This window comes from Pseudomonas sp. FeS53a (assembly GCF_000931385.1).
GTDB lineage: Bacteria > Pseudomonadota > Gammaproteobacteria > Pseudomonadales > Pseudomonadaceae > Metapseudomonas > Metapseudomonas otitidis.
Window position 1 is genome coordinate 115,123 of sequence record NZ_JYFT01000060.1, and the last position, 18,005, is coordinate 133,127.

19 protein-coding genes are annotated in these 18,005 nt (G+C 65.0%); 3 read left to right on the plus strand and 16 right to left on the minus strand.

The window, feature by feature from the left end; all coding sequences use genetic code 11:
- Window positions 1–89 precede the first annotated feature (89 nt).
- A complete protein-coding gene (locus SZ55_RS18555) occupies window positions 90–1,055 on the plus strand; it encodes a hypothetical protein (protein WP_044409632.1) in 966 nt (321 codons plus the stop codon).
- 64 nt (window positions 1,056–1,119) lie between these two features.
- Here the strand turns inward: SZ55_RS18555 and zapE are convergent, their stop codons facing one another.
- From zapE to SZ55_RS18570, 3 genes are all read right to left on the minus strand, one after another.
- Window positions 1,120–2,214, minus strand: a complete 1,095-nt coding sequence (gene zapE, locus SZ55_RS18560) for a cell division protein ZapE (RefSeq protein ID WP_044409635.1) — start codon at window positions 2,212–2,214, stop codon at window positions 1,120–1,122.
- Between the two features lie 93 nt (window positions 2,215–2,307).
- Window positions 2,308–3,654 (minus strand): tryptophan--tRNA ligase, encoded by a 1,347-nt coding sequence (locus SZ55_RS18565; RefSeq protein ID WP_044409637.1) that lies wholly within the window; start codon window positions 3,652–3,654, stop codon window positions 2,308–2,310.
- A gap of 29 nt (window positions 3,655–3,683) precedes the next feature.
- Window positions 3,684–4,313 carry an alpha/beta hydrolase gene (locus tag SZ55_RS18570; protein ID WP_044409641.1) on the minus strand — a complete coding sequence of 210 codons (630 nt, stop codon included), beginning with the start codon at window positions 4,311–4,313 and terminating at the stop codon, window positions 3,684–3,686.
- A 128-nt stretch (window positions 4,314–4,441) separates the two neighbouring features.
- Here SZ55_RS18570 and SZ55_RS18575 point away from each other — a divergent pair, with 128 nt between their 5' ends.
- Entirely contained in the window at window positions 4,442–4,882 is a 441-nt protein-coding gene (locus SZ55_RS18575; protein WP_044409644.1) for a YhcB family protein, read from the plus strand.
- Window positions 4,883–5,000: 118 nt separating this feature from the next.
- Here the strand turns inward: SZ55_RS18575 and cysN are convergent, their stop codons facing one another.
- The 3 genes from cysN to SZ55_RS18590 all read right to left on the minus strand — a co-directional run bounded on the left by cysN (window position 5,001) and on the right by SZ55_RS18590 (window position 8,728).
- Window positions 5,001–6,893 carry a sulfate adenylyltransferase subunit CysN gene (cysN, locus tag SZ55_RS18580; RefSeq protein ID WP_044409646.1) on the minus strand — a complete coding sequence of 631 codons (1,893 nt, stop codon included), beginning with the start codon at window positions 6,891–6,893 and terminating at the stop codon, window positions 5,001–5,003.
- 12 nt (window positions 6,894–6,905) lie between these two features.
- Complete coding sequence (gene cysD / locus SZ55_RS18585; RefSeq protein ID WP_044409649.1) at window positions 6,906–7,823, minus strand: sulfate adenylyltransferase subunit CysD; 918 nt, start codon at window positions 7,821–7,823, stop codon at window positions 6,906–6,908.
- Window positions 7,824–7,969: 146 nt separating this feature from the next.
- Window positions 7,970–8,728, minus strand: coding sequence for a Nif3-like dinuclear metal center hexameric protein (locus SZ55_RS18590; protein WP_044409652.1), 759 nt, complete (start codon window positions 8,726–8,728; stop codon window positions 7,970–7,972).
- Window positions 8,729–8,841: 113 nt separating this feature from the next.
- Here SZ55_RS18590 and algW point away from each other — a divergent pair, with 113 nt between their 5' ends.
- Window positions 8,842–9,999, plus strand: a complete 1,158-nt coding sequence (gene algW / locus SZ55_RS18595) for a Do family serine endopeptidase AlgW (protein ID WP_044409654.1) — start codon at window positions 8,842–8,844, stop codon at window positions 9,997–9,999.
- A gap of 66 nt (window positions 10,000–10,065) precedes the next feature.
- Here algW and hisC read toward each other — a convergent pair whose 3' ends face one another.
- From hisC to SZ55_RS18645, 10 genes are all read right to left on the minus strand, one after another.
- Window positions 10,066–11,118 (minus strand): histidinol-phosphate transaminase, encoded by a 1,053-nt coding sequence (hisC, locus tag SZ55_RS18600; RefSeq protein WP_044409657.1) that lies wholly within the window; start codon window positions 11,116–11,118, stop codon window positions 10,066–10,068.
- 2 nt (window positions 11,119–11,120) lie between these two features.
- Window positions 11,121–12,434, minus strand: coding sequence for a histidinol dehydrogenase (gene hisD, locus SZ55_RS18605; protein ID WP_044409660.1), 1,314 nt, complete (start codon window positions 12,432–12,434; stop codon window positions 11,121–11,123).
- Window positions 12,435–12,591: 157 nt separating this feature from the next.
- Window positions 12,592–13,227 carry an ATP phosphoribosyltransferase gene (hisG, locus tag SZ55_RS18610; protein WP_044409663.1) on the minus strand — a complete coding sequence of 212 codons (636 nt, stop codon included), beginning with the start codon at window positions 13,225–13,227 and terminating at the stop codon, window positions 12,592–12,594.
- 12 nt (window positions 13,228–13,239) lie between these two features.
- Window positions 13,240–14,505 (minus strand): UDP-N-acetylglucosamine 1-carboxyvinyltransferase, encoded by a 1,266-nt coding sequence (gene murA, locus SZ55_RS18615; protein ID WP_044409666.1) that lies wholly within the window; start codon window positions 14,503–14,505, stop codon window positions 13,240–13,242.
- A gap of 22 nt (window positions 14,506–14,527) precedes the next feature.
- Entirely contained in the window at window positions 14,528–14,767 is a 240-nt protein-coding gene (locus SZ55_RS18620; protein WP_044409669.1) for a BolA family protein, read from the minus strand.
- A 106-nt stretch (window positions 14,768–14,873) separates the two neighbouring features.
- The gene (locus tag SZ55_RS18625) at window positions 14,874–15,182 is read right to left on the minus strand and encodes an STAS domain-containing protein (protein ID WP_044409671.1); all 309 of its coding nucleotides are present in this window, start codon (window positions 15,180–15,182) and stop codon (window positions 14,874–14,876) included.
- Window positions 15,175–15,822 carry an MlaC/ttg2D family ABC transporter substrate-binding protein gene (locus SZ55_RS18630; RefSeq protein ID WP_044409674.1) on the minus strand — a complete coding sequence of 216 codons (648 nt, stop codon included), beginning with the start codon at window positions 15,820–15,822 and terminating at the stop codon, window positions 15,175–15,177. The genes SZ55_RS18625 and SZ55_RS18630 overlap by 8 nt, the downstream gene beginning before the upstream one ends.
- An 11-nt stretch (window positions 15,823–15,833) precedes the next feature.
- Window positions 15,834–16,301: an outer membrane lipid asymmetry maintenance protein MlaD gene (gene mlaD / locus SZ55_RS18635; RefSeq protein WP_044409676.1), complete on the minus strand. Its 468-nt coding sequence runs from the start codon at window positions 16,299–16,301 to the stop codon at window positions 15,834–15,836.
- Entirely contained in the window at window positions 16,301–17,098 is a 798-nt protein-coding gene (mlaE, locus tag SZ55_RS18640; protein WP_044409679.1) for a lipid asymmetry maintenance ABC transporter permease subunit MlaE, read from the minus strand. The genes mlaD and mlaE overlap by 1 nt, the downstream gene beginning before the upstream one ends.
- A complete protein-coding gene (locus SZ55_RS18645) occupies window positions 17,098–17,907 on the minus strand; it encodes an ATP-binding cassette domain-containing protein (protein WP_044409682.1) in 810 nt (269 codons plus the stop codon). The genes mlaE and SZ55_RS18645 overlap by 1 nt, the downstream gene beginning before the upstream one ends.
- Window positions 17,908–18,005 lie beyond the last annotated feature (98 nt).

An 18,005-nucleotide genomic window follows, 5' to 3' on the forward strand; every position in this document is an offset into this window, starting at 1 on the left:
ATCTTATGATCCGCGCCAGGCCCTAGCGGGCTCTCGACCCTTCGCCGCCCGAGGGCGGATGCGCAGAACAACAAGAAAGGTACTCTCCCATGCGCCGCTACCTGCTCGCCCTGCTGGCCGCCGCCAGCCTTCATGCCACTGCCGACGACAGCTGGAAACCCTTCCCCTACGACCAGTCCGCCTACGACTATTCCGGCGACAAGCTGCGCCAGGCCTGGCCCCAGCTGACGCGTGGCTTCGGCCCCGACTACCCGTTCCCCGATGCCGACTGGGTAGTGACCATGGCCACCCAGAACCCCAAGGCACTGGAGATGACCGTAGCCGGCAACACCGGCTTCACCGGCAAGCCCGAGGAAGCCGAAGCCTACGCCGCGCGCCTGCAGGACGTCTGGCGACTGATGTTCCGTGGCGATTTCGAACAGGCGAAGAAGAAGGGCCTGGAACTGGGCGTGGGCGGCCAGGTGCCGGCGATGTTCGCCCAGGTGATCTACGCCATGTTCCTCGCCCCCGACCAGGCCGAGAAACACCGCCTGCTGGAGGAAGTCATCACGTACACCGACGAGGCCGGCGATCTGGTCCAGGCCGACACCGTGGCCCAGTTCGGCCGCGTCTACGCCAAGGCACGCCTAGGCGAGGAGCTGTCGGTGCCGGTGGTGCTCAAGCGCGGCTACACCAGCCAGATCCCCGAGGAACTGGACGCCCTGCTGAAGAAGCAGCCTCGCCAGCCCTTCGCCCTCGCCCTCTATGGCGGCTATGAAGCCGGGGTGATCCGCAAGGTCGGCAAGCTGGTGGGCAAGATGACCTACGGGGTCAGCGCGGACAAGATGGAGCAGTACTTCACCCGCTCCTTCACCGCCAAGGACGACCTGCCCATCGGTCACTACGAATACGCCAACGCCCTGGTCTACGTGTACGGCGAAGACGAGCAGGAAAAGGTGCTGGAGCACCTGCGCAAGGCGGTGGCCATCAAGCCCATCAACGCCATGGAGGCGCTCGAAGTGGCCCACGCGCAGCAACTGCTCAAGCAATACGAGAAGGAAGTGGCCCAACGCTGAGCGCGAAAGGCGGAAATGAAAAAAGGGCAGGTCCGAGACCTGCCCTTTTTCATGCCTGCACGCCTCAGGGCTTGTGCGGGCGGGAGAGGAACTCGTGGGACTGCATTTCCAGCAGGCGGCTCAGGGTGCGCTGGAACTCGAAGTTCAGGCGGCCACCGCTGTAGAGGTCCTTCAGCTCCACCTCTGCGGAGATGATCAGCTTCACGTTGCGGTCGTAGAACTCGTCCACCAGGTTGATGAAGCGACGCGCCATGTCGTCCTTGGCCACCCCCATCTGCTCGACGTTGGCCAGGATGATCGCGTGGAAGATCTTGCCCAGTTCGATGTAGTCGTTCTGGCTGCGCGGGCCATCGCACAGCTCGCGGAACTCGAACCAGGCGACGTCTTCGCAGACGCGCACGGCACGGATCTCGCGGTTCTCCACCATCAGCACCTCGCCCTCCTGGGCATGGGTGCAGTCCGGCAGCAGGCTCTTGAAGCTGGCCTTCAGGCTGGCCTCGGAGGCCGGGCCCAGCGGCCAGTGGTAGAGCTCGGCCTGCTCCAGGGCACGCAGGCGGTAGTCCACGCCGCTGTCGACGTTGACGATCTCGGTGTGCTCCTTGAGCAGCGCAATGGCCGGCAGGAAGCGCGCGCGCTGCAGGCCGTCCTTGTAGAGGCCGTCCGGAACGATGTTGGAAGTGGCCACCAGCGAAACGCCGTTCTTGAACAGCTCTTCCAGCAGCGTGGCAAGGATCATTGCGTCGGTGATGTCGGAGACGAAGAACTCATCGAAGCAGATGACCCGGGCCTCGTCGGCAAAGCGTTTGCCGATGATGGTCAGCGGGTTCTTCTCGCCCTTGAGGGTCTTCATTTCCTCGTGGACGCGCTTCATGAAGCGGTGGAAGTGCGTGCGCATCTTCTGCTTGAAGGGCAGCGCATCGAAGAAGGTGTCCACCAGGTAGGTCTTGCCGCGGCCGACCCCACCCCAGAAGTAGAGGCCCTTCACCGGTCCCTGGCGTTTCTTGCCGAACAGGCCGCCGAACAGCCCGGGCTTGGCTCGCTCATCGGCGATCAGGTCGTCGTAGAGCCGCTGCAGATGACGCACGGCATTTTCCTGCGCCGCGTCGTGGAAAAAGTCCGGCCGCTTGAGGTCGGCCTGATAGCGCTCGAGGGGGGTCATGATCGATAGCAAGGCAAGGAAAAACGGGGCCGTCACTTTAGCGACGGCCCCGTTGATTGGCAATCAGCCGGAATGCGGGCTTGCGCCGGGCATTCAGTCTTGCGGTGCAAGCGCCTCGCGCAGCCGCTCGATGGCCTGCTCGCAGGCCTGAAGGTCGGCGAAGGCCGGGCTCTGTGCCACGGCCGCTCCGTCCAGCCAGACCGCGAAGGCATTGTCGTCCACGCGAATATCCAGGGTCTCGCCGGCCTGCAGGCGCTTGGTTACCTGGCCCGCTGCCTTGCCGTCGGCAAAGGCGCTGGAGAGCAGCAGTTGCTCGCCCGCGGCATCCAGCAGGCGGAAGCGGAAGCTGCCGTCGTCCTCGCGGAAGCTGACGAAGCGCGCGCTCTTGGTCGCCTTCTTCTTGCCGCCTTCATTGCCCTGCACCGCGCTGCGGAAGGAACGCAGGCCGACCGCTTCACGCAGTTCGTTGAGGAAGGGCGTCGCGGTCTTGCGGGCCTTGGCGGCACCGGCCAGGAGGATGTCCTCCAGATCCGCCGGGCGCTCGATCAGTGCGTGGTAACGCTCGCGGGCCTCGCCCAGCTCGTTGTCCAGCAACTGGAACAGGCGCTGCTTGGCCTCGCCCCAGGCCAGGCCGTCGAGCAGTTCGGCACGGAACGCGGCCAGCTGCTCCGGCGTGGCGAAGGCCTGGTAGAGGGTGAACAGGTGAGCGCTGTCCGGGTCCTTCGGCTCGCCAGGCGCGCGGGAGTCGGTGACGATGCGGGCAATCGCGTCCTTGAGCTGCTTGGCGCTGCCGAACAACGGGATGGTGTTGTCGTAGCTCTTGGACATCTTGCGGCCATCGAGGCCGGGCAGCGTGGCCACCTCTTCCTCGATCACCGCCTCGGGCAGTGTGAACAGCTCGCGACCAGCACCGAACAGGTGGTTGAAGCGCTGGCCGATGTCGCGTGCCATCTCCACGTGCTGGATCTGGTCGCGGCCGACCGGCACCTTGTGGGCGTTGAACATGAGGATGTCCGCCGCCATCAGCACCGGGTAGCTGTACAGGCCCATGGTGACGCCGGCGTCCGGGTCTTCTCCGGCTTCGACGTTCTTGTCCACCGAGGCCTTGTAGGCATGGGCACGGTTCAGCAGGCCCTTGGCGCTGACGCAGGTCAGCAGCCAGGTGAGTTCGGGGATCTCGGGAATGTCGGACTGGCGGTAGAAAGTCGCCTTGTCGGTATCCAGCCCGCAGGCCAGCCAGGTAGCGGCGATCTCCAGGCGGGAACGCTGGATGCGCGCGGGGTCGTCGCACTTGATCAGCGCATGGTAGTCGGCCAGGAAGTAGAACGAATCCACATCGCTGGCGCGGCTGGCGACGATGGCGGGACGGATGGCACCGGCGTAGTTGCCCAGGTGGGGCGTGCCGGTGGTGGTGATACCGGTGAGGATACGAGTGGTCATGGTTTTCGCTTGTCGGACTTCGTTCGGAATCAGAGACGCGGCAGGACCAGGTCCTTCAGATCGGTCAGCTTGCCGTGGAAGAAGTGGCCGCATTCTGCCACTTTCAGCAACTCATGGGGGCGTGTCAGGCTCGCGCACCAGTCATACACCGCCTGTGGTGGAACCACCTCGTCGGCCTCGGGCTGGATCACCGTCAGCGCTGCGCGCTCGGGCAGCTCGGCCGGATCGGCAAGGCGCATCACCGCCGGGGCCACCATCACCAATCGGGGTACTTCGACACCCTCGCGTTCCAGCCGCCCTGCCAGGCTCGCCGCCACGAAACCGCCGAAGGAGAAGCCCAGCAGCGTCAACGGCTGGCCGGGATGCTGCTCGATGAACCAGCGGGCGGCCGCCTCGGCATCGTCCACCTCGCCGGTGCTCATGTCGTGGCTGCCGGCGCTGGCGCCTACGCCCCGGTAGTTGAAGCGCAACGTGGCGTAGCCTGCATCACGCGCGGTGCGCTGGAGGGTGGAGACCACCTTGTTGAGCATGGTCCCGCCCTGCACGGGGTTCGGGTGGCAGATCAGCGCCAGCCCACGGGCGTCGGGCAGGTCGAGGTGAAGTGCCTCCAGCGACCCGCAAGGCCCCTGGAGCAGGATGGGATTTTCACGATTGGACAACGGGAACTCCGTGACCCCAGGCCGGGTCGACTCGTCTTGGTTAGGCACCACATAGGGCTTGCGTCGCGGTATACAGCGCAGATTCGAGCCGTTAACGTAAAGCAAAGCCGCTTATAGAGGAAGGACTCGTGGAACAGTCGCTCACGGCCTGGTTGTTACCGGCCCTCGCCCTGCTCGCCGGCATCGGCATCGGTTTCCTGGTGGCCCGCGTGCTGCCGGGCACCTCCCCCAATCGCACCCAGCGCCAGCTGGACGACCTGCAGGCCCGCTTCGACACCTACCAGAGCGAAGTGGTCACCCACTTCAACACCACCGCCAGCCTGGTCAAGAAACTCACCCAGAGCTATCAGGAGGTCCAGGAACACCTGTCCGAAGGCGCCAACCGCCTTGCCCTCGACGAGCTGACTCGCCAGCGCTTGCTGGCTGCCCTGCACGCCGACGACGCCCCCGGCACCCGCGAGCGCCTGACACCGCCGCGCAGCAACGAGGCGCCCAAGGACTACGCCCCGAAAGCCCCGGACTCACCCGGTACGCTGGACGAGAGCTTCGGCCTCAAGGGCAAGTACTGATCCAACGCGCTGCAAACAGAAGGCCCCGCACATGCGGGGCCTTCTTCATGGGGCAAAGCTCAACGCCCGCTCCAAAGAAAATGCCCCGCCTGAGCGGGGCATTTTCGTGGAGCGGTGCTTAGATCAAACCGCGGCTGCGCAGCAGGTCGACGACTGCCTTGGCCCCCTCCTCCACCGACAGGCTCTGGGTGTCGACCACCAGGTCGGCATTCAGCGGGATGTCGTAGGGGAAGGACTCGCCCGGGATGTTGTCCTGGCCGGCCGCGTAGAGCCCCTGGGGATCACGTTCACGGCATGCCTGCGGCGAGGCCTGCACGTAGACGGTGATCAGCCGCTCGGGACCGATGAGCGACTTGGCCTGCTCGCGGCCTTCGGCATCCGGCGCGACGAAGGCGGCCAGGGTGAGCAGGCCGGCTTCGTTGAACTGGCGCGCCACATGGGCGGCGCGACGCCAGTTCTCGGTGCGGCCCGCACGATCCTGCGGCAACCCCTTGTTCAGGTCGTGGCGCAGATTCTGGCCGTCCAGCACGTAGACGGCACGTCCCGCATCGAACAGCTTGCGCTCCACGGCATAGGCCAGGGTGCTCTTGCCCGCGCCGGAAAGGCCGGTGAACAGCACGGTGGCCGGCTGCTGGCCGAAGCGCGCGGCGCGCTCCTCGCTGCTGACGTGACCAAGGGGATCACGATGGCCCGCGCCGGACTGAGGCTCGGCGATGATCATGCCGGCGCCGACGGTGCCGTTGGTAAGGCGGTCGATGACGATGAAGGCACCGGTGGTGCGGTTCTGCTCGTAGCCATCGAGGGCGATGGGGGCATCGAGGCTGACCTTGACCCGGGCGATCTCGTTCAGTTGCAGGCTGCTGGCAGCAGCCTGCTCCAGGGTGTTCACGTCCACCTTGTGAGTGATGCTGGGGATGGAGCCCGGCACGTAGCTGGTGGCGCGCTTGATGTCGTACTTCTTGCCCGGGAGCATCGGCTCCTCGGACATCCACACCAGCATCGCGTCGAACGCATCGCTGACCAGCGGGCGATTGTCGGCATGCACCAGCATGTCGCCACGGGACACGTCGATCTCGTCTTCCAGGGTCAGGGTGATCGCCTGGCCCGGGCCGGCCTGCTCCAGCTCGCCTTCGAAGGTGACGATGGACTTGACACGGCTGCCCTTGCCCGACGGCAACGCCACCACTTCGTCGCCCTTGTGCACCACACCACTGGCGAGGGTGCCGGAGAAGCCACGGAAGTTCAGGTTGGGGCGGTTCACGTACTGCACGGGGAAGCGCATGTCATCGAGGTTGCGGTCGCCACTGATCTCGACGCTCTCGAGGATCTCCATCAGCGGCTGGCCGGTGTACCAGGGCGAACGCTCGCTGCGGTTGACCACGTTGTCGCCCTTCAGCGCCGACATCGGCACGAAGTGCAGGGAGCTGGGCTTGAGGCCGATGCGCTCGGCGAACTGCAGGTAGTCCGCCTTGATCGACTCGAACACACCCTGGTCGAAGTCCTTGAGGTCCATCTTGTTGATCGCCACGACGATGTGGCGGATGCCCAGCAGGGACGCGATGTAGCTGTGGCGGCGGGTCTGGGTCTGCACGCCGTAGCGGGCATCCACCAGGATGATCGCCAGGTCGCAGGTGGAGGCCCCGGTGGCCATGTTGCGGGTGTACTGCTCGTGGCCGGGGGTGTCGGCGATGATGAACTTGCGCTTGGCGGTGCTGAAGTAGCGGTAGGCCACGTCGATGGTGATGCCCTGCTCGCGCTCGGCCTGGAGGCCATCCACCAGCAGGGCGAGGTCGACGTCGTCACCGGTGGTGCCGACCTTCTTGGAGTCACGGGTGATGGCTTCGAGGTGGTCCTCGTAGATCATCTTGGAGTCATGCAGCAGGCGCCCGATCAGGGTGCTCTTGCCGTCGTCGACGTTGCCGCAGGTGAGGAAGCGCAGCAGTTCCTTGCGCTCGTGCTGGGCCAGGTAGGCGAGGATGTCCTGGCTGATCAGATCGGATTGGTGGCTCATGGTGCGGAATCCTTAGAAGTAGCCCTGACGTTTCTTCTCTTCCATCGAACCGGCCTGGTCATGGTCGATGACACGGCCCTGGCGTTCGGAGGTACGTGTCAGGAGCATTTCCTGGATGATTTCCGGCAGCGACTGGGCGGTGGACTCCACCGCACCGGTGAGCGGGTAGCAGCCCAGGGTGCGGAAACGCACCATCTTCTTCTGGATGCTGGCCTTCTGCTCGGGCGTCAGGTGCTCGAGGATGCGCTCATCGTCGATCATGATCAGCGCGCCGTTCATCTCGATCACTTCGCGCTCGGCGGCGAAGTACAGCGGGACGATCGGGATCTGCTCGAGGTAGATGTATTGCCAGATGTCCAGTTCGGTCCAGTTGGACAGCGGGAACACGCGGATCGACTCGCCCTTCTTCACCTTGCCGTTGTAGACGTTCCACAGCTCGGGGCGCTGGTTCTTCGGGTCCCAGCGGTGCTTGCTGTCGCGGAAGGAATACACACGCTCCTTGGCGCGGGATTTCTCCTCGTCACGGCGGGCGCCACCGAAGGCGGCATCGAAGCCGTACTTGTCGAGCGCCTGCTTGAGGCCCTCGGTCTTCATGATGTCGGTGTGCTTGGCACTGCCGTGGGTGAAGGGGTTGATGCCCTGGGCCTTGCCCTCGGGGTTCACGTGGGTAATCAGCTCGAGCCCCAGTTCGCTGACCATCTTGTCGCGGAACCGGTACATCTCCTGGAACTTCCACTGGGTGTCCACATGCATCACCGGGAACGGCAGCTTGCCCGGGAAGAAGGCCTTACGTGCCAGGTGGAGCATCACGGCAGAGTCCTTGCCGATGGAGTAGAGCATCACCGGGTTGTCGAATTCGGCGGCCACCTCACGAATGATGTGGATACTTTCCGCCTCCAGCTGTTTCAGGTGCGTCAGTTTATCGAGCATGGCTACTCACGGATTTCGGTCTTATACGACGGCCTTCGGGCCGTGGACGAGCGCGCACTCTAGCACAGCGCCTCCTTATATTGAGGCGCCCTGTTAGAACGAAACGATCTAGTTATATAGCCGCGGAAATGGGCGTCGAAAGCGCCTCAAACCGGGTTGGGACAGTCGATGAACAGATGCTCGATGGCGAAGCGCCGAGCCAGGTATTCGCCCAGCGCCTGCACGCCGTAGCGCTCGGTGGCGTGGTGGCCGGCCGCGATGAAACCGACATCGTTTTCCCGCGCGCTGTGGAAGGTCTGCTCGGATGCTTCGCCGGTGAGGTAGAGATCAACGCCTGCCGCGATGGCCGTGTCGATGTAGCCCTGGCCGCCGCCGGTGCACCAGCCGATGCGCTGGATCGACCGCGATCCCTCCACCAGCAGCGGTTCGCGGCCGAGCACGTCGCGCACGCGCCGGGCGAAGTCCAGCGCCGCCATCGGCTCGGACAACGAGCCGACCAGGCCGACCACCTTGGCATCGTTCGGGTCGAGAGGGCCCTCCACGGTGATGTCGAGCTGCCGTGCCAGCTGCACGTTGTTGCCCACCTCGGGGTGGACATCGAGCGGCAGGTGATAGGCCAGCAGGCTGATGTCGTGGGTGAGCAGTGTCTTCAATCGGCGCTGCTTGATGCCGGTGACACAGGGGCTCTCGCCCTTCCAGAAATAGCCGTGGTGCACCAGCACCACGTCCGCATCGGCCTCCACCGCCGCATCCAGCAGGGCCTGGCTGGCCGTGACGCCGCTGACGATGCGCCGTACCTGGGGGCGCCCCTCCACCTGCAGCCCGTTGGGGCAATAGTCGCTGATGCGCGACGCGCCCAGGTAACGATCCGCTTCTTCCACCAGGGTGGTCAGTGCGATGGCCATCCGCCTCTCCTCACAAGCTGTTTCGCGCGGCTATTTTCTTCGTCGCCGCCCCGTATAATGGCCGCCACCTTAAGGGGGCCTCTCCCCCCTCGCAACCCTCAGGATTCCCCTCGATGTCCAAGGCCCTGCGTTTCTTCGGCTGGCCCCTGCTTGTCGGCGTACTGGTCGCCCTGTTGATCATCCAGCAGTACCCCGAGCTGGTGGGCCTGCCCCGCCAGGAAGTCCACCTTCAGGAAGCACCCCGCTACAGCGTCTCGCGCCCCGGCCCCGAGTCCTACGCCGAGGCGGTGAACAGCGCGTCGCCCGCCGTGGTCAACCTCTACACCACCAAAGTGGTGAGCAAGCCGGCGCACCCGCTATTCGACGACCCGCAGTTCCGCCGCTTCTTCGGTGACAACCTGCCTCGCCAGCGCCGCATGGAGTCCAGCCTGGGCTCGGCGGTGATCATGAGCCCCGAGGGCTACCTGCTGACCAACAACCACGTCACCGCCGGTGCCGAGCAGATCGTCGTCGCCCTCAAGGATGGCCGCGAAACCCTGGCTCGCCTGGTGGGCAGCGACCCGGAAACGGACCTGGCGGTTCTCAAGATCGACCTCGACAACCTGCCGGCCATCACCCTCGGGCGTTCCGACGCCATCCGCATCGGCGACGTCGCCCTGGCCATCGGCAACCCGTTCGGGGTCGGCCAGACGGTGACCATGGGCATCATCAGCGCCACGGGCCGCAACCAGCTGGGCCTGAACACCTACGAGGACTTCATCCAGACCGATGCCGCCATCAACCCGGGCAACTCGGGGGGCGCGCTGGTGGATGCCGCCGGCAACCTGGTGGGTATCAACACCGCGATCTTCTCCCGCACCGGCGGCTCCCAGGGCATCGGTTTCGCCATCCCCACCAAGCTGGCCCTGGAGGTGATGAAGGCCATCATCGAGCACGGCCAGGTGATCCGCGGCTGGCTGGGCATCGAGGTGCAGCCGCTGACACCGGAGCTGGCGGAGTCCTTCGGCCTCACCGGCCGCCCCGGCATCGTGGTTGCCGGCATCTACCGAGACAGTCCTGCCCAGCGCGCCAACCTGCTGCCGGGGGACATCATCCTCGCCATCGACGGTGAGCCGGCAGGCGATGGCCGCCGCTCGATGAACCAGGTGGCCCGCACCAAGCCCGGCGAGAAGGTCAGCATCCAGGTGATGCGCAACGGCAAGTTGCTGGAACTGGTGGCGGAGGTGGGCCTGCGCCCGCCCCAGCAGGTGGCACCGGCGGAGAACGACTGAGGCCGCCAGAGTCCGCCCATGAAAAAGCCGAGGTCATGCCTCGGCTTTTTCGTTACCGCTTCGCGATCAGCTTGCGTCCAGGGCATCCAGCAGCGCCTGGTTCTGCTCCGGCGTGCCGATGGTGATGCGCAGGAACTGAGCGATGCGTGCCTGCTTGAAATGGCGCACGATCACGCCCTTTTCCCGCAGCCCCGCCGCGATGCCCGCGGCATCCTTGCCCGGGTGACGGGCGAAGACGAAGTTCGCTGCTGACGGCAGTACCTCGAAGCCACGGGCCTCGAGCGCCGCCACCAGTTGCTCGCGGCTGTGGATGACGCGCTGGCGGGTTTCATCGAACCAGGCGCGGTCATCGAAGGCCGCCGCCGCACCGGCAATCGCCATGCGATCCAGCGGGTAGGAGTTGAAGCTGTTCTTGATCCGCTCCAGGGCCTCGATCAGGTCCGGGTGCCCCACCGCCAGGCCCACACGCAGGCCGGCCAGGGAGCGGGACTTGGACAGGGTCTGGGTCACCAGCAGGTTCGGGTAGCGGTCGACCAGGGCGATGGCGCTCTCTCCACCGAAGTCGATGTAGGCCTCGTCGACCACCACCACCGAGTCCGGGCTGCCGTTCAGCAGGGCCTCCACGGCGTCCAGGGTCAGCAGGCAGCCGGTGGGCGCGTTCGGGTTGGGGAAGATGATGCCGCCGTTGGGACGTGCGTAGTCCTCCACACGGATCTGGAACTGCTCGTCCAGCGGCACCGCCTCGAAGGGAATGCCATAGAGGCCACAGTAGACCGGGTAGAAGCTGTAGGTCACGTCGGGGAACAGCAGCGGGCGACCGTGCTGGAACAGGCCGTGGAAGATGTGCGCGAGCACCTCGTCCGAGCCGTTGCCGACGAACACCTGGGCCGTGGTCACACCGTAGTGGTCGGCGACGGACTGCTTGAGGCGGTCGCTGTTCGGGTCCGGGTAGAGGCGCAGGCTATCGCCCAGCTCCGCCTGCATCGCGGCGATGGCCATCGGCGAAGGGCCGTAGGGATTCTCGTTGGTGTTCAGCTTCACCAGGTTGGCGATCTTCGGCTGTTCACCCGGTACGTAGGGCACCAGTTCCTTGACGAAGGGACTCCAGAACTTGCTCATGCTTATTCCCCCTTGATCCGGTATTCGGCACTGCGGGCGTGGGCGGTCAGCGACTCGCCACGGGCCAGTACGGAAGCGGTCTTGCCCAGCTCGGACGCGCCATCAGCGGAGCAGTAGATGATCGACGAACGTTTCTGGAAGTCATACACGCCCAGCGGCGAGGAGAAACGCGCGGTGCCGGACGTCGGCAGCACGTGGTTCGGGCCGGCGCAGTAGTCGCCCAGTGCCTCGGCGGTGTAGCGACCCATGAAGATGGCGCCCGCGTGGCGGATGTGCGGCAGCCAGGCCTCGGGCTCGGCGACCGACAGCTCCAGGTGTTCCGGGGCGATGCGGTTGGCCACCACGCAGGCCTGGGCCTGGTCGGCGACCTGGATCAGCGCCCCGCGGTTGCTGAGGGAGGTGCGGATGATCTCGGCACGCTCCATGGTCGGCAGCAGCTTGTCGATGCTGGCAGCCACCTTGTCGAGGAACGCGGCATCGGGGCTGACCAAGATGGCCTGGGCATCCTCGTCGTGCTCGGCCTGGGAGAACAGGTCCATGGCGATCCAGTCCGGGTCGGTGTCACCGTCGCAGACCACCAGGATCTCCGAGGGGCCGGCGATCATGTCGATGCCTACCTGGCCAAAGACGTGGCGCTTGGCAGTGGCCACGTAGATGTTGCCGGGGCCGACGATCTTGTCCACACGCGGCACGCTCTCGGTGCCGTAGGCCAGCGCGGCCACGGCCTGGGCGCCACCAATGGTGAAGACGCGGTCGACGCCGGCCACGCAGGCGGCGGCGAGGACGATCTCGTTGATCTCGCCACGGGGGGTCGGCACCACCATCACCACTTCGGCCACGCCGGCGACCTTGGCCGGGATGGCGTTCATCAGCACGGAAGACGGGTAGGACGCCTTGCCGCCCGGTACGTACAGGCCGGCACGGTCCAGCGGGGTGACCTGCTGGCCCAGCACGGTGCCGTCGGCCTCGGTGTAGGTCCAGGAGTCCTGCTTCTGCTTCTCGTGGTACAGGCGCACCCGCTCGGCGGCCTTCTCCAGCGCCTGGCGCTGTTCGGCGGTGATGCGGGTCAGGGCCAGCTCCAGGCGCTCGCGAGGGAGGATCAGCTCCGCCATGGTGGTGGCCTGCACGCCATCGAAGCGCTGGGTGAACTCGACCACGGCGGCATCGCCACGCTCGCGCACGGCCTGGATGATGTCGAGGACGCGCTGGTTGACCGCCTCGTCGGAAACGCTTTCCCAGCTCAGCAGATGATCCAGGTGTCGACCGAAGTCCGGATCAGCGGCATTGAGACGACGGATAGCAATGGGAGCAGTCATAGCGAGCCTCTTGTAAGAATGGCGTTAACTCGGGCGCCGCTAGACTACCAAGCCCACCGTGCGGGCACCCGAGAAAATTCGCTATGACACGGATAGGGCCGGAGCTGCACGCCAGGCCGGCTCCCGAGCGGGAAACGGGCCTGGAGGGCAACGGGTATCAGTGACGGTGTCGCTTCTCGACCGCTTCGCGCAGCGTGTCGATGAGGGCCTGGATGCGTGCGTGCTGCATCTTCATCGAGGCCTTGTTGACCACCAGGCGGGAGCTGACGGTGGCGATGAGTTCCTGGGGTTCCAGGCCATTGGCGCGCAGGGTGTTGCCGGTGTCCACCACGTCGATGATCTTGTCGGCAAGACCGACCAGCGGGGCCAGCTCCATGGAGCCGTAGAGCTTGATCACGTCGACCTGGCGACCCTGTTCGGCGTAGTAGCGCTTGGCGACGTTGACGAACTTGGTGGCCACGCGCAGGCGCCCCTTGGGCTCCGGCGCGCCGACCGCACCGGCGGTCATCAGCTTGCAGTTGGCGATCTTCAGGTCGAGGGGCTCATAGAGCCCCTGCCCGCCGTACTCCATCAGCACGTCCTTGCCCGCCACGCCGAGGTCGGCAGCGCCGTGTTCGACATAGGTCGGCACGTCGGTGGCGCGGACGATCAGCAGGCGAACGTCATCCTGGGTGGTCGGGATGATGAGCTTGCGGCTCTTGTCCGGATTCTCGGTGGGCACGATGCCGGCCTCTGCCAGCAGCGGCAGGGTGTCATCGAGAATGCGGCCCTTGGACAGCGCGATGGTGAGCATGGGGTTCCCTTGTTAGCCCGGCACGCGGCGGATCTTGGCGCCGAGCAGCTGGAGTTTTTCCTCGATGCATTCGTAGCCACGGTCGATGTGGTAGATGCGGTCGATCAGCGTGTCGCCCTCGGCGACCAGGCCGGCGATCACCAGGCTGGCGGATGCACGCAGGTCGGTGGCCATCACCGGGGCGCCCTTGAGCTTCGGCACGCCGGTGACGATGGCGGTGTTGCCCTCGACCAGGATCTGGGCGCCCATGCGGTTCATCTCGTAGACGTGCATGAAGCGGTTCTCGAACACCGTCTCGATGACCGCACCGGTGCCTTCGGCAACGGCGTTCATAGAGATGAACTGGGCCTGCATGTCGGTGGGGAATGCCGGGTACGGCGCGGTGCGCACGTTGACGGCTTTCGGGCGGTTGCCCTTCATGTCCAGCTCGATCCAGTTGTTACCGGTGCTGATGTGGGCACCTGCTTCTTCCAGCTTGAGCAGCACGGACTCGAGGATGGTCGGATCGGTGTCCTTCAGCTTGACGCGACCGCCGGTGGAGGCCGCGGCGACCAGATAGGTGCCGGTCTCGATACGGTCGGGCATCACGCTGTAGCGCGCACCACCGAGGCGCTTCACGCCGTCGATGATGATGGTGTCGGTGCCGGCGCCCTGGATCTGCGCACCCATGGCGATCAGGCAGTTGGCCAGGTCGACCACCTCCGGTTCGCGGGCGGCGTTTTCCAGCACGGTACGGCCGTTGGCCAGGGTGGCGGCCATCATGATGTTCTCGGTACCGGTCACGCTGACGGTATCGAAGAAGAAGTGCGCACCACGCAGGCCACCGGCCGGAGCACGGGCCTTGATGTAGCCGCCGTCGACGTCGATAAGCGCGCCCATGGCTTCGAGACCGCGGATGTGAAGGTCGACCGGGCGCGAGCCGATGGCGCAGCCACCGGGCAGTGCCACTTCGGCCAGGCCGAAACGCGCGACCATGGGGCCGAGCACCAGGATCGAGGCACGCATGGTCTTCACCAGCTCATAGGGCGCGACCAGGGTCTTGATGGTGCTGGCGTCCACTTCGACGCTGAGTTTCTCATCGATGACCGGCTGCACGCCCATGCGGCCGAACAGCTCGATCATGGTGGTGATGTCGTGCAGGTGCGGCAGGTTGCAGACGGTGACCGGGGTATCGGCCAGCAGCGTGGCAGCCAGGATCGGCAGGGCCGAGTTCTTGGCGCCGGAAACGCGGATTTCGCCATCGAGGCGTTGGCCGCCGGTGATAATCAGTTTGTCCATTAGGAGTCTCGTCGCCGGGGGGTCAGGAACGCTCGGCCCAGCCGGCGCGGCTGAAGAATTTCATGGTGACAGCGTGGATGCTGCCGTCGGCGATCCAGGGATTCAGGTGCGAATAGACCTGCTGCTGGCGCTTGACCGGGCTGAGGGCGGCCAGTTCGTCGCTGATCAGGTTCAGCTGGAAGTTGCAACCTTCGCCTTCCACTTCGACCTGGGTACCGGGCAACTTCGCCTCCAGGAGGCTTTTCACTTCTACGGCCTGCATGCTCAACCTCTATCGGCGCCCTGTGCGCGCGGGTCGGCAATGATACAAAAAAGCCCCCCGCCTGCGAACCCCGCGCATGCGGGGCCTGACGGAGGGCTTTCGGGCATCAGTGCTCGAGGGGCAGCAACGCGTCGAGCCCGGATACACCGGCAATCTGCCGCATGTCCTCAGGCAACGCGCGGATGCTGAGAGTCTTGCCGGCCTTGCGGGCATCACGCATGAAGGCCAGCAACAGGGAAAGCCCGACGCTGCTGGACTTCTCCACGCCGGAACAGTCAACCACCAGGGCAGCGGCGGCCTGCTCGCGGATCAGCCTGGCACCGGTTTCACGCAAGGCGGGGCCGCTGCTGTAGTCGAGGACGCCGAGGAGCTTGAGCTCCCCGCCGCTACCCGCAACCAGAGACGCCTCACTCATGACCGGCAGCCTTCTGGCCTTCCTCGGACTGCTTGGCCTTCGCCACGATCTCGGCCCAGCCGTCGATGGTCTTGTTGAGGTCGTTGCCGTTCTTCTGCATGGCGTCGGCGAACTGATCGCGGAACAGCTTGCCGATGTTGATGCCGTTGATGATCACGTTGCGCAGCATCCATTGACCGTCGATGTTCACCATGGTGTAGGAGACGGGGTAGACGGTGCCCTTGCTGTCCTTCACTTCCATACCGACGCTGGTGCGCTCGGGGTCTTCCTGCTTGGCGGGCAGGACGCGGATGTCCTGGTTGTCGTACTCCAGCAGTGCATTGCCGTAGAACTGGATCAGGCTGCGCTTGAAGTTCTCCTGGAAGCGGGTCATCTGCTCCGGGGTAGCCTGGCGCGAGTACTTGACGGTCATGATGCTGCGGGAAATGCCGTCAGCATCCACAACCGGACCCAGGATGCCGTTCAGCGCATCGTAGAAGGCACTTGGGTTGCTGCGGTACTGGGCCTTGTTGGCCTTGAGATCGCTAAGCAGCTTGTCGGTGGTCTGCTGCACCACATCGCGGGCACTCGGTGCCGCATTGGCCAGCAGGGGCAACGCCGCCAGCAGCAGCAACAGGCCGTTTCGCAGGGCTTTGATCATTTCGAAGGTCCTCACTTGGTGTCCTTGTTGACCGTATTGAGCAGGAACTTGCCGATCAGGTCCTCCAGCACCAGCGCGGACTGGGTATCGCGGATGGTGCTGCCGTCCTTCAGCAACTGGTCGTCGCCGCCGACGCTGATCCCGATGTACTTCTCGCCCAGCAGGCCGGCAGTCAGGATGGACGCGGTGGAGTCGGTCGGCAGGTTGTCCACCTTCTTCTCCAGCTCCATGGTGACGCGACCGGTGTAGCTGTCGCGATCAAGGTCGATGGCCGTGACCCGGCCGATGGTCACGCCGGCCATGGTCACCTTCGCTCTGACAGTGAGACCGGCGATATTGTCGAAATGTGCATAAACCTTGTACGTCTCGCCGGCACTGCCGACGGACAGCCCGCTGACACGCAGCGCCAGCAGCAGCAGGGCAAGCAACCCGGCCAGGAGGAACAGGCCGACACCAATTTCCAGGGTGCGGATTTGCATCAGAAATCTCCAAACATCAGGGCGGTCAGGATGAAGTCGAGCCCCAGCACGGCCAACGAGGCATAGACCACGGTTTTAGTCGTTGCGCGGCTGATCCCTTCGGAAGTGGGCTCGCAGTCGTAGCCCTGGAACACGGCGATCCAGGTGGCGACGAAGGCGAAGGCCAGGCTTTTCAGCACGCCATTGAGTACATCTTCTGTGAATTCGACACTGTTCTGCATGTTCGACCAGAACGAGCCGTCATAGACGCCGAGCCAGTCAATGGCCACCATCGCACCGCCCCAGATGCCGACCACATTGAAGATCAGCGCGAGCACCGGCATCGAGATGAAGCCGGCCCACAGGCGAGGCGCAATGATGTACTTGAGCGGGTCGACACCGATCATCTCCAGGCTGGAGAGCTGCTCGGTGGATTTCATGTTGCCAATCTCGGCGGTCAGCGCGGAGCCGGCACGCCCTGCGAACAGCAGCGCCGTGACAACCGGGCCGAGCTCGCGTAGCAGGGTCAGTGCGACCATCTGCCCGACAGCCTGCTCGGACCCGTAGCCGACGAGGATGTTGTAGCCCTGCAATGCCAGCACCATGCCGATGAAGATGCCGGAGACGACGATGATCGGCAGCGACAGCACGCCAACGAAATAAAGCTGCTTGACCAGCAGCTGGAAGCCGGAACCGGTCCCGGTGCGGCCGAACAGGGCGCGCAACAGGAACAGGGTGGAACGGCCGAGCGCCTCGACCACGTCAAGGCCGGCGCGCCCGAGCAGGCGGATGCGCTCGAGCGGGGACTTCTTGCGCATCAATGCTCTCCCAGCAAGTCGTTACGGTAATCGGGCGCCGGGAAGTGGAACGGCACCGGCCCGTCGGGGATGCCCTTCATGAATTGGCGGATCCGCGGATTGTCCGAGTCCATCAGCTCGGCCGGAGAGCCCTGGCCAAGCACCTGCGCATCCCCCACTACATAGATGTAGTCGGCGATGCTCGCGGTCTCCGCCAGGTCATGGGAGACGACGATGCTGGTGATGCCGAGCGCGTCATTCAACAGGCGGATCAGGCGTACCAGAACGCCCATGGCGATCGGGTCCTGGCCCACGAAGGGTTCGTCATACATCAGGATCTGCGGATCCAGGGCGATGGCCCGTGCCAGCGCCACGCGCCGCTTCATACCGCCGGAGAGTTCATCGGGCATCAGGTCGATGGCGCCACGCAACCCGACGGCTTGGAGCTTCATCAGCACGATGTCGCGGATCATCTCCTCGGGGAGCTGGGTATGGACGCGCAGCGGGAAGGCCACGTTCTCGAACACATCCAGATCGGTGAACAACGCGCCGCTCTGGAACAACACGCCGAACTGCTTGCGCATGTCGAAGAGTTCGGAACGGGAAAGCGAGGGCAGGTTCTGACCATTGACCCAGACTTCTCCCGACGCCGGTTTCAGTTGAGCAGCGATCAGGCGAAGGAGCGTGGTTTTGCCACAGCCGGACGGCCCCATGATCCCGGTGACCTTGCCACGGGGTATGCGTATGTCAACGTCGCGAAAAATGCTGCGCTCGCCGCGCTTGAAGGTCAGGCCCTTCAGCTCCACGGCATAAGCGTTATCGGCGCTCATCTGTACTCCTTGCGATGCGGCCATCCCTGAATGGACGTCGTATCCCGCAGACGGGACACGGCCCGGCGAGGTGGCCGAACAGGCGGCGGATCATAGCA

What these genes read in the sequence shown, in the direction of transcription:
- hisC (WP_044409657.1), bottom strand. Translation starts at nt 11,118, where the DNA reads ATGAGCAAGTTCTGGAGTCCCTTCGTCAAGGAACTGGTGCCCTACGTA.
- SZ55_RS18565 (WP_044409637.1), bottom strand. Translation starts at nt 3,654, where the DNA reads ATGACCACTCGTATCCTCACCGGTATCACCACCACCGGCACGCCCCAC.
- hisG (WP_044409663.1), bottom strand. Translation starts at nt 13,227, where the DNA reads ATGCTCACCATCGCGCTGTCCAAGGGCCGCATTCTCGATGACACCCTG.
- cysD (WP_044409649.1), bottom strand. Translation starts at nt 7,823, where the DNA reads ATGCTCGATAAACTGACGCACCTGAAACAGCTGGAGGCGGAAAGTATC.
- SZ55_RS18645 (WP_044409682.1), bottom strand. Translation starts at nt 17,907, where the DNA reads ATGAGCGCCGATAACGCTTATGCCGTGGAGCTGAAGGGCCTGACCTTC.
- SZ55_RS18590 (WP_044409652.1), bottom strand. Translation starts at nt 8,728, where the DNA reads ATGGCCATCGCACTGACCACCCTGGTGGAAGAAGCGGATCGTTACCTG.
- SZ55_RS18620 (WP_044409669.1), bottom strand. Translation starts at nt 14,767, where the DNA reads ATGCAGGCCGTAGAAGTGAAAAGCCTCCTGGAGGCGAAGTTGCCCGGT.
- algW (WP_044409654.1), top strand. Translation starts at nt 8,842, where the DNA reads ATGTCCAAGGCCCTGCGTTTCTTCGGCTGGCCCCTGCTTGTCGGCGTA.
- mlaD (WP_044409676.1), bottom strand. Translation starts at nt 16,301, where the DNA reads ATGCAAATCCGCACCCTGGAAATTGGTGTCGGCCTGTTCCTCCTGGCC.
- zapE (WP_044409635.1), bottom strand. Translation starts at nt 2,214, where the DNA reads ATGACCCCCCTCGAGCGCTATCAGGCCGACCTCAAGCGGCCGGACTTT.
- SZ55_RS18555 (WP_044409632.1), top strand. Translation starts at nt 90, where the DNA reads ATGCGCCGCTACCTGCTCGCCCTGCTGGCCGCCGCCAGCCTTCATGCC.
- SZ55_RS18625 (WP_044409671.1), bottom strand. Translation starts at nt 15,182, where the DNA reads ATGAGTGAGGCGTCTCTGGTTGCGGGTAGCGGCGGGGAGCTCAAGCTC.
- cysN (WP_044409646.1), bottom strand. Translation starts at nt 6,893, where the DNA reads ATGAGCCACCAATCCGATCTGATCAGCCAGGACATCCTCGCCTACCTG.
- hisD (WP_044409660.1), bottom strand. Translation starts at nt 12,434, where the DNA reads ATGACTGCTCCCATTGCTATCCGTCGTCTCAATGCCGCTGATCCGGAC.
- SZ55_RS18630 (WP_044409674.1), bottom strand. Translation starts at nt 15,822, where the DNA reads ATGATCAAAGCCCTGCGAAACGGCCTGTTGCTGCTGCTGGCGGCGTTG.
- murA (WP_044409666.1), bottom strand. Translation starts at nt 14,505, where the DNA reads ATGGACAAACTGATTATCACCGGCGGCCAACGCCTCGATGGCGAAATC.
- mlaE (WP_044409679.1), bottom strand. Translation starts at nt 17,098, where the DNA reads ATGCGCAAGAAGTCCCCGCTCGAGCGCATCCGCCTGCTCGGGCGCGCC.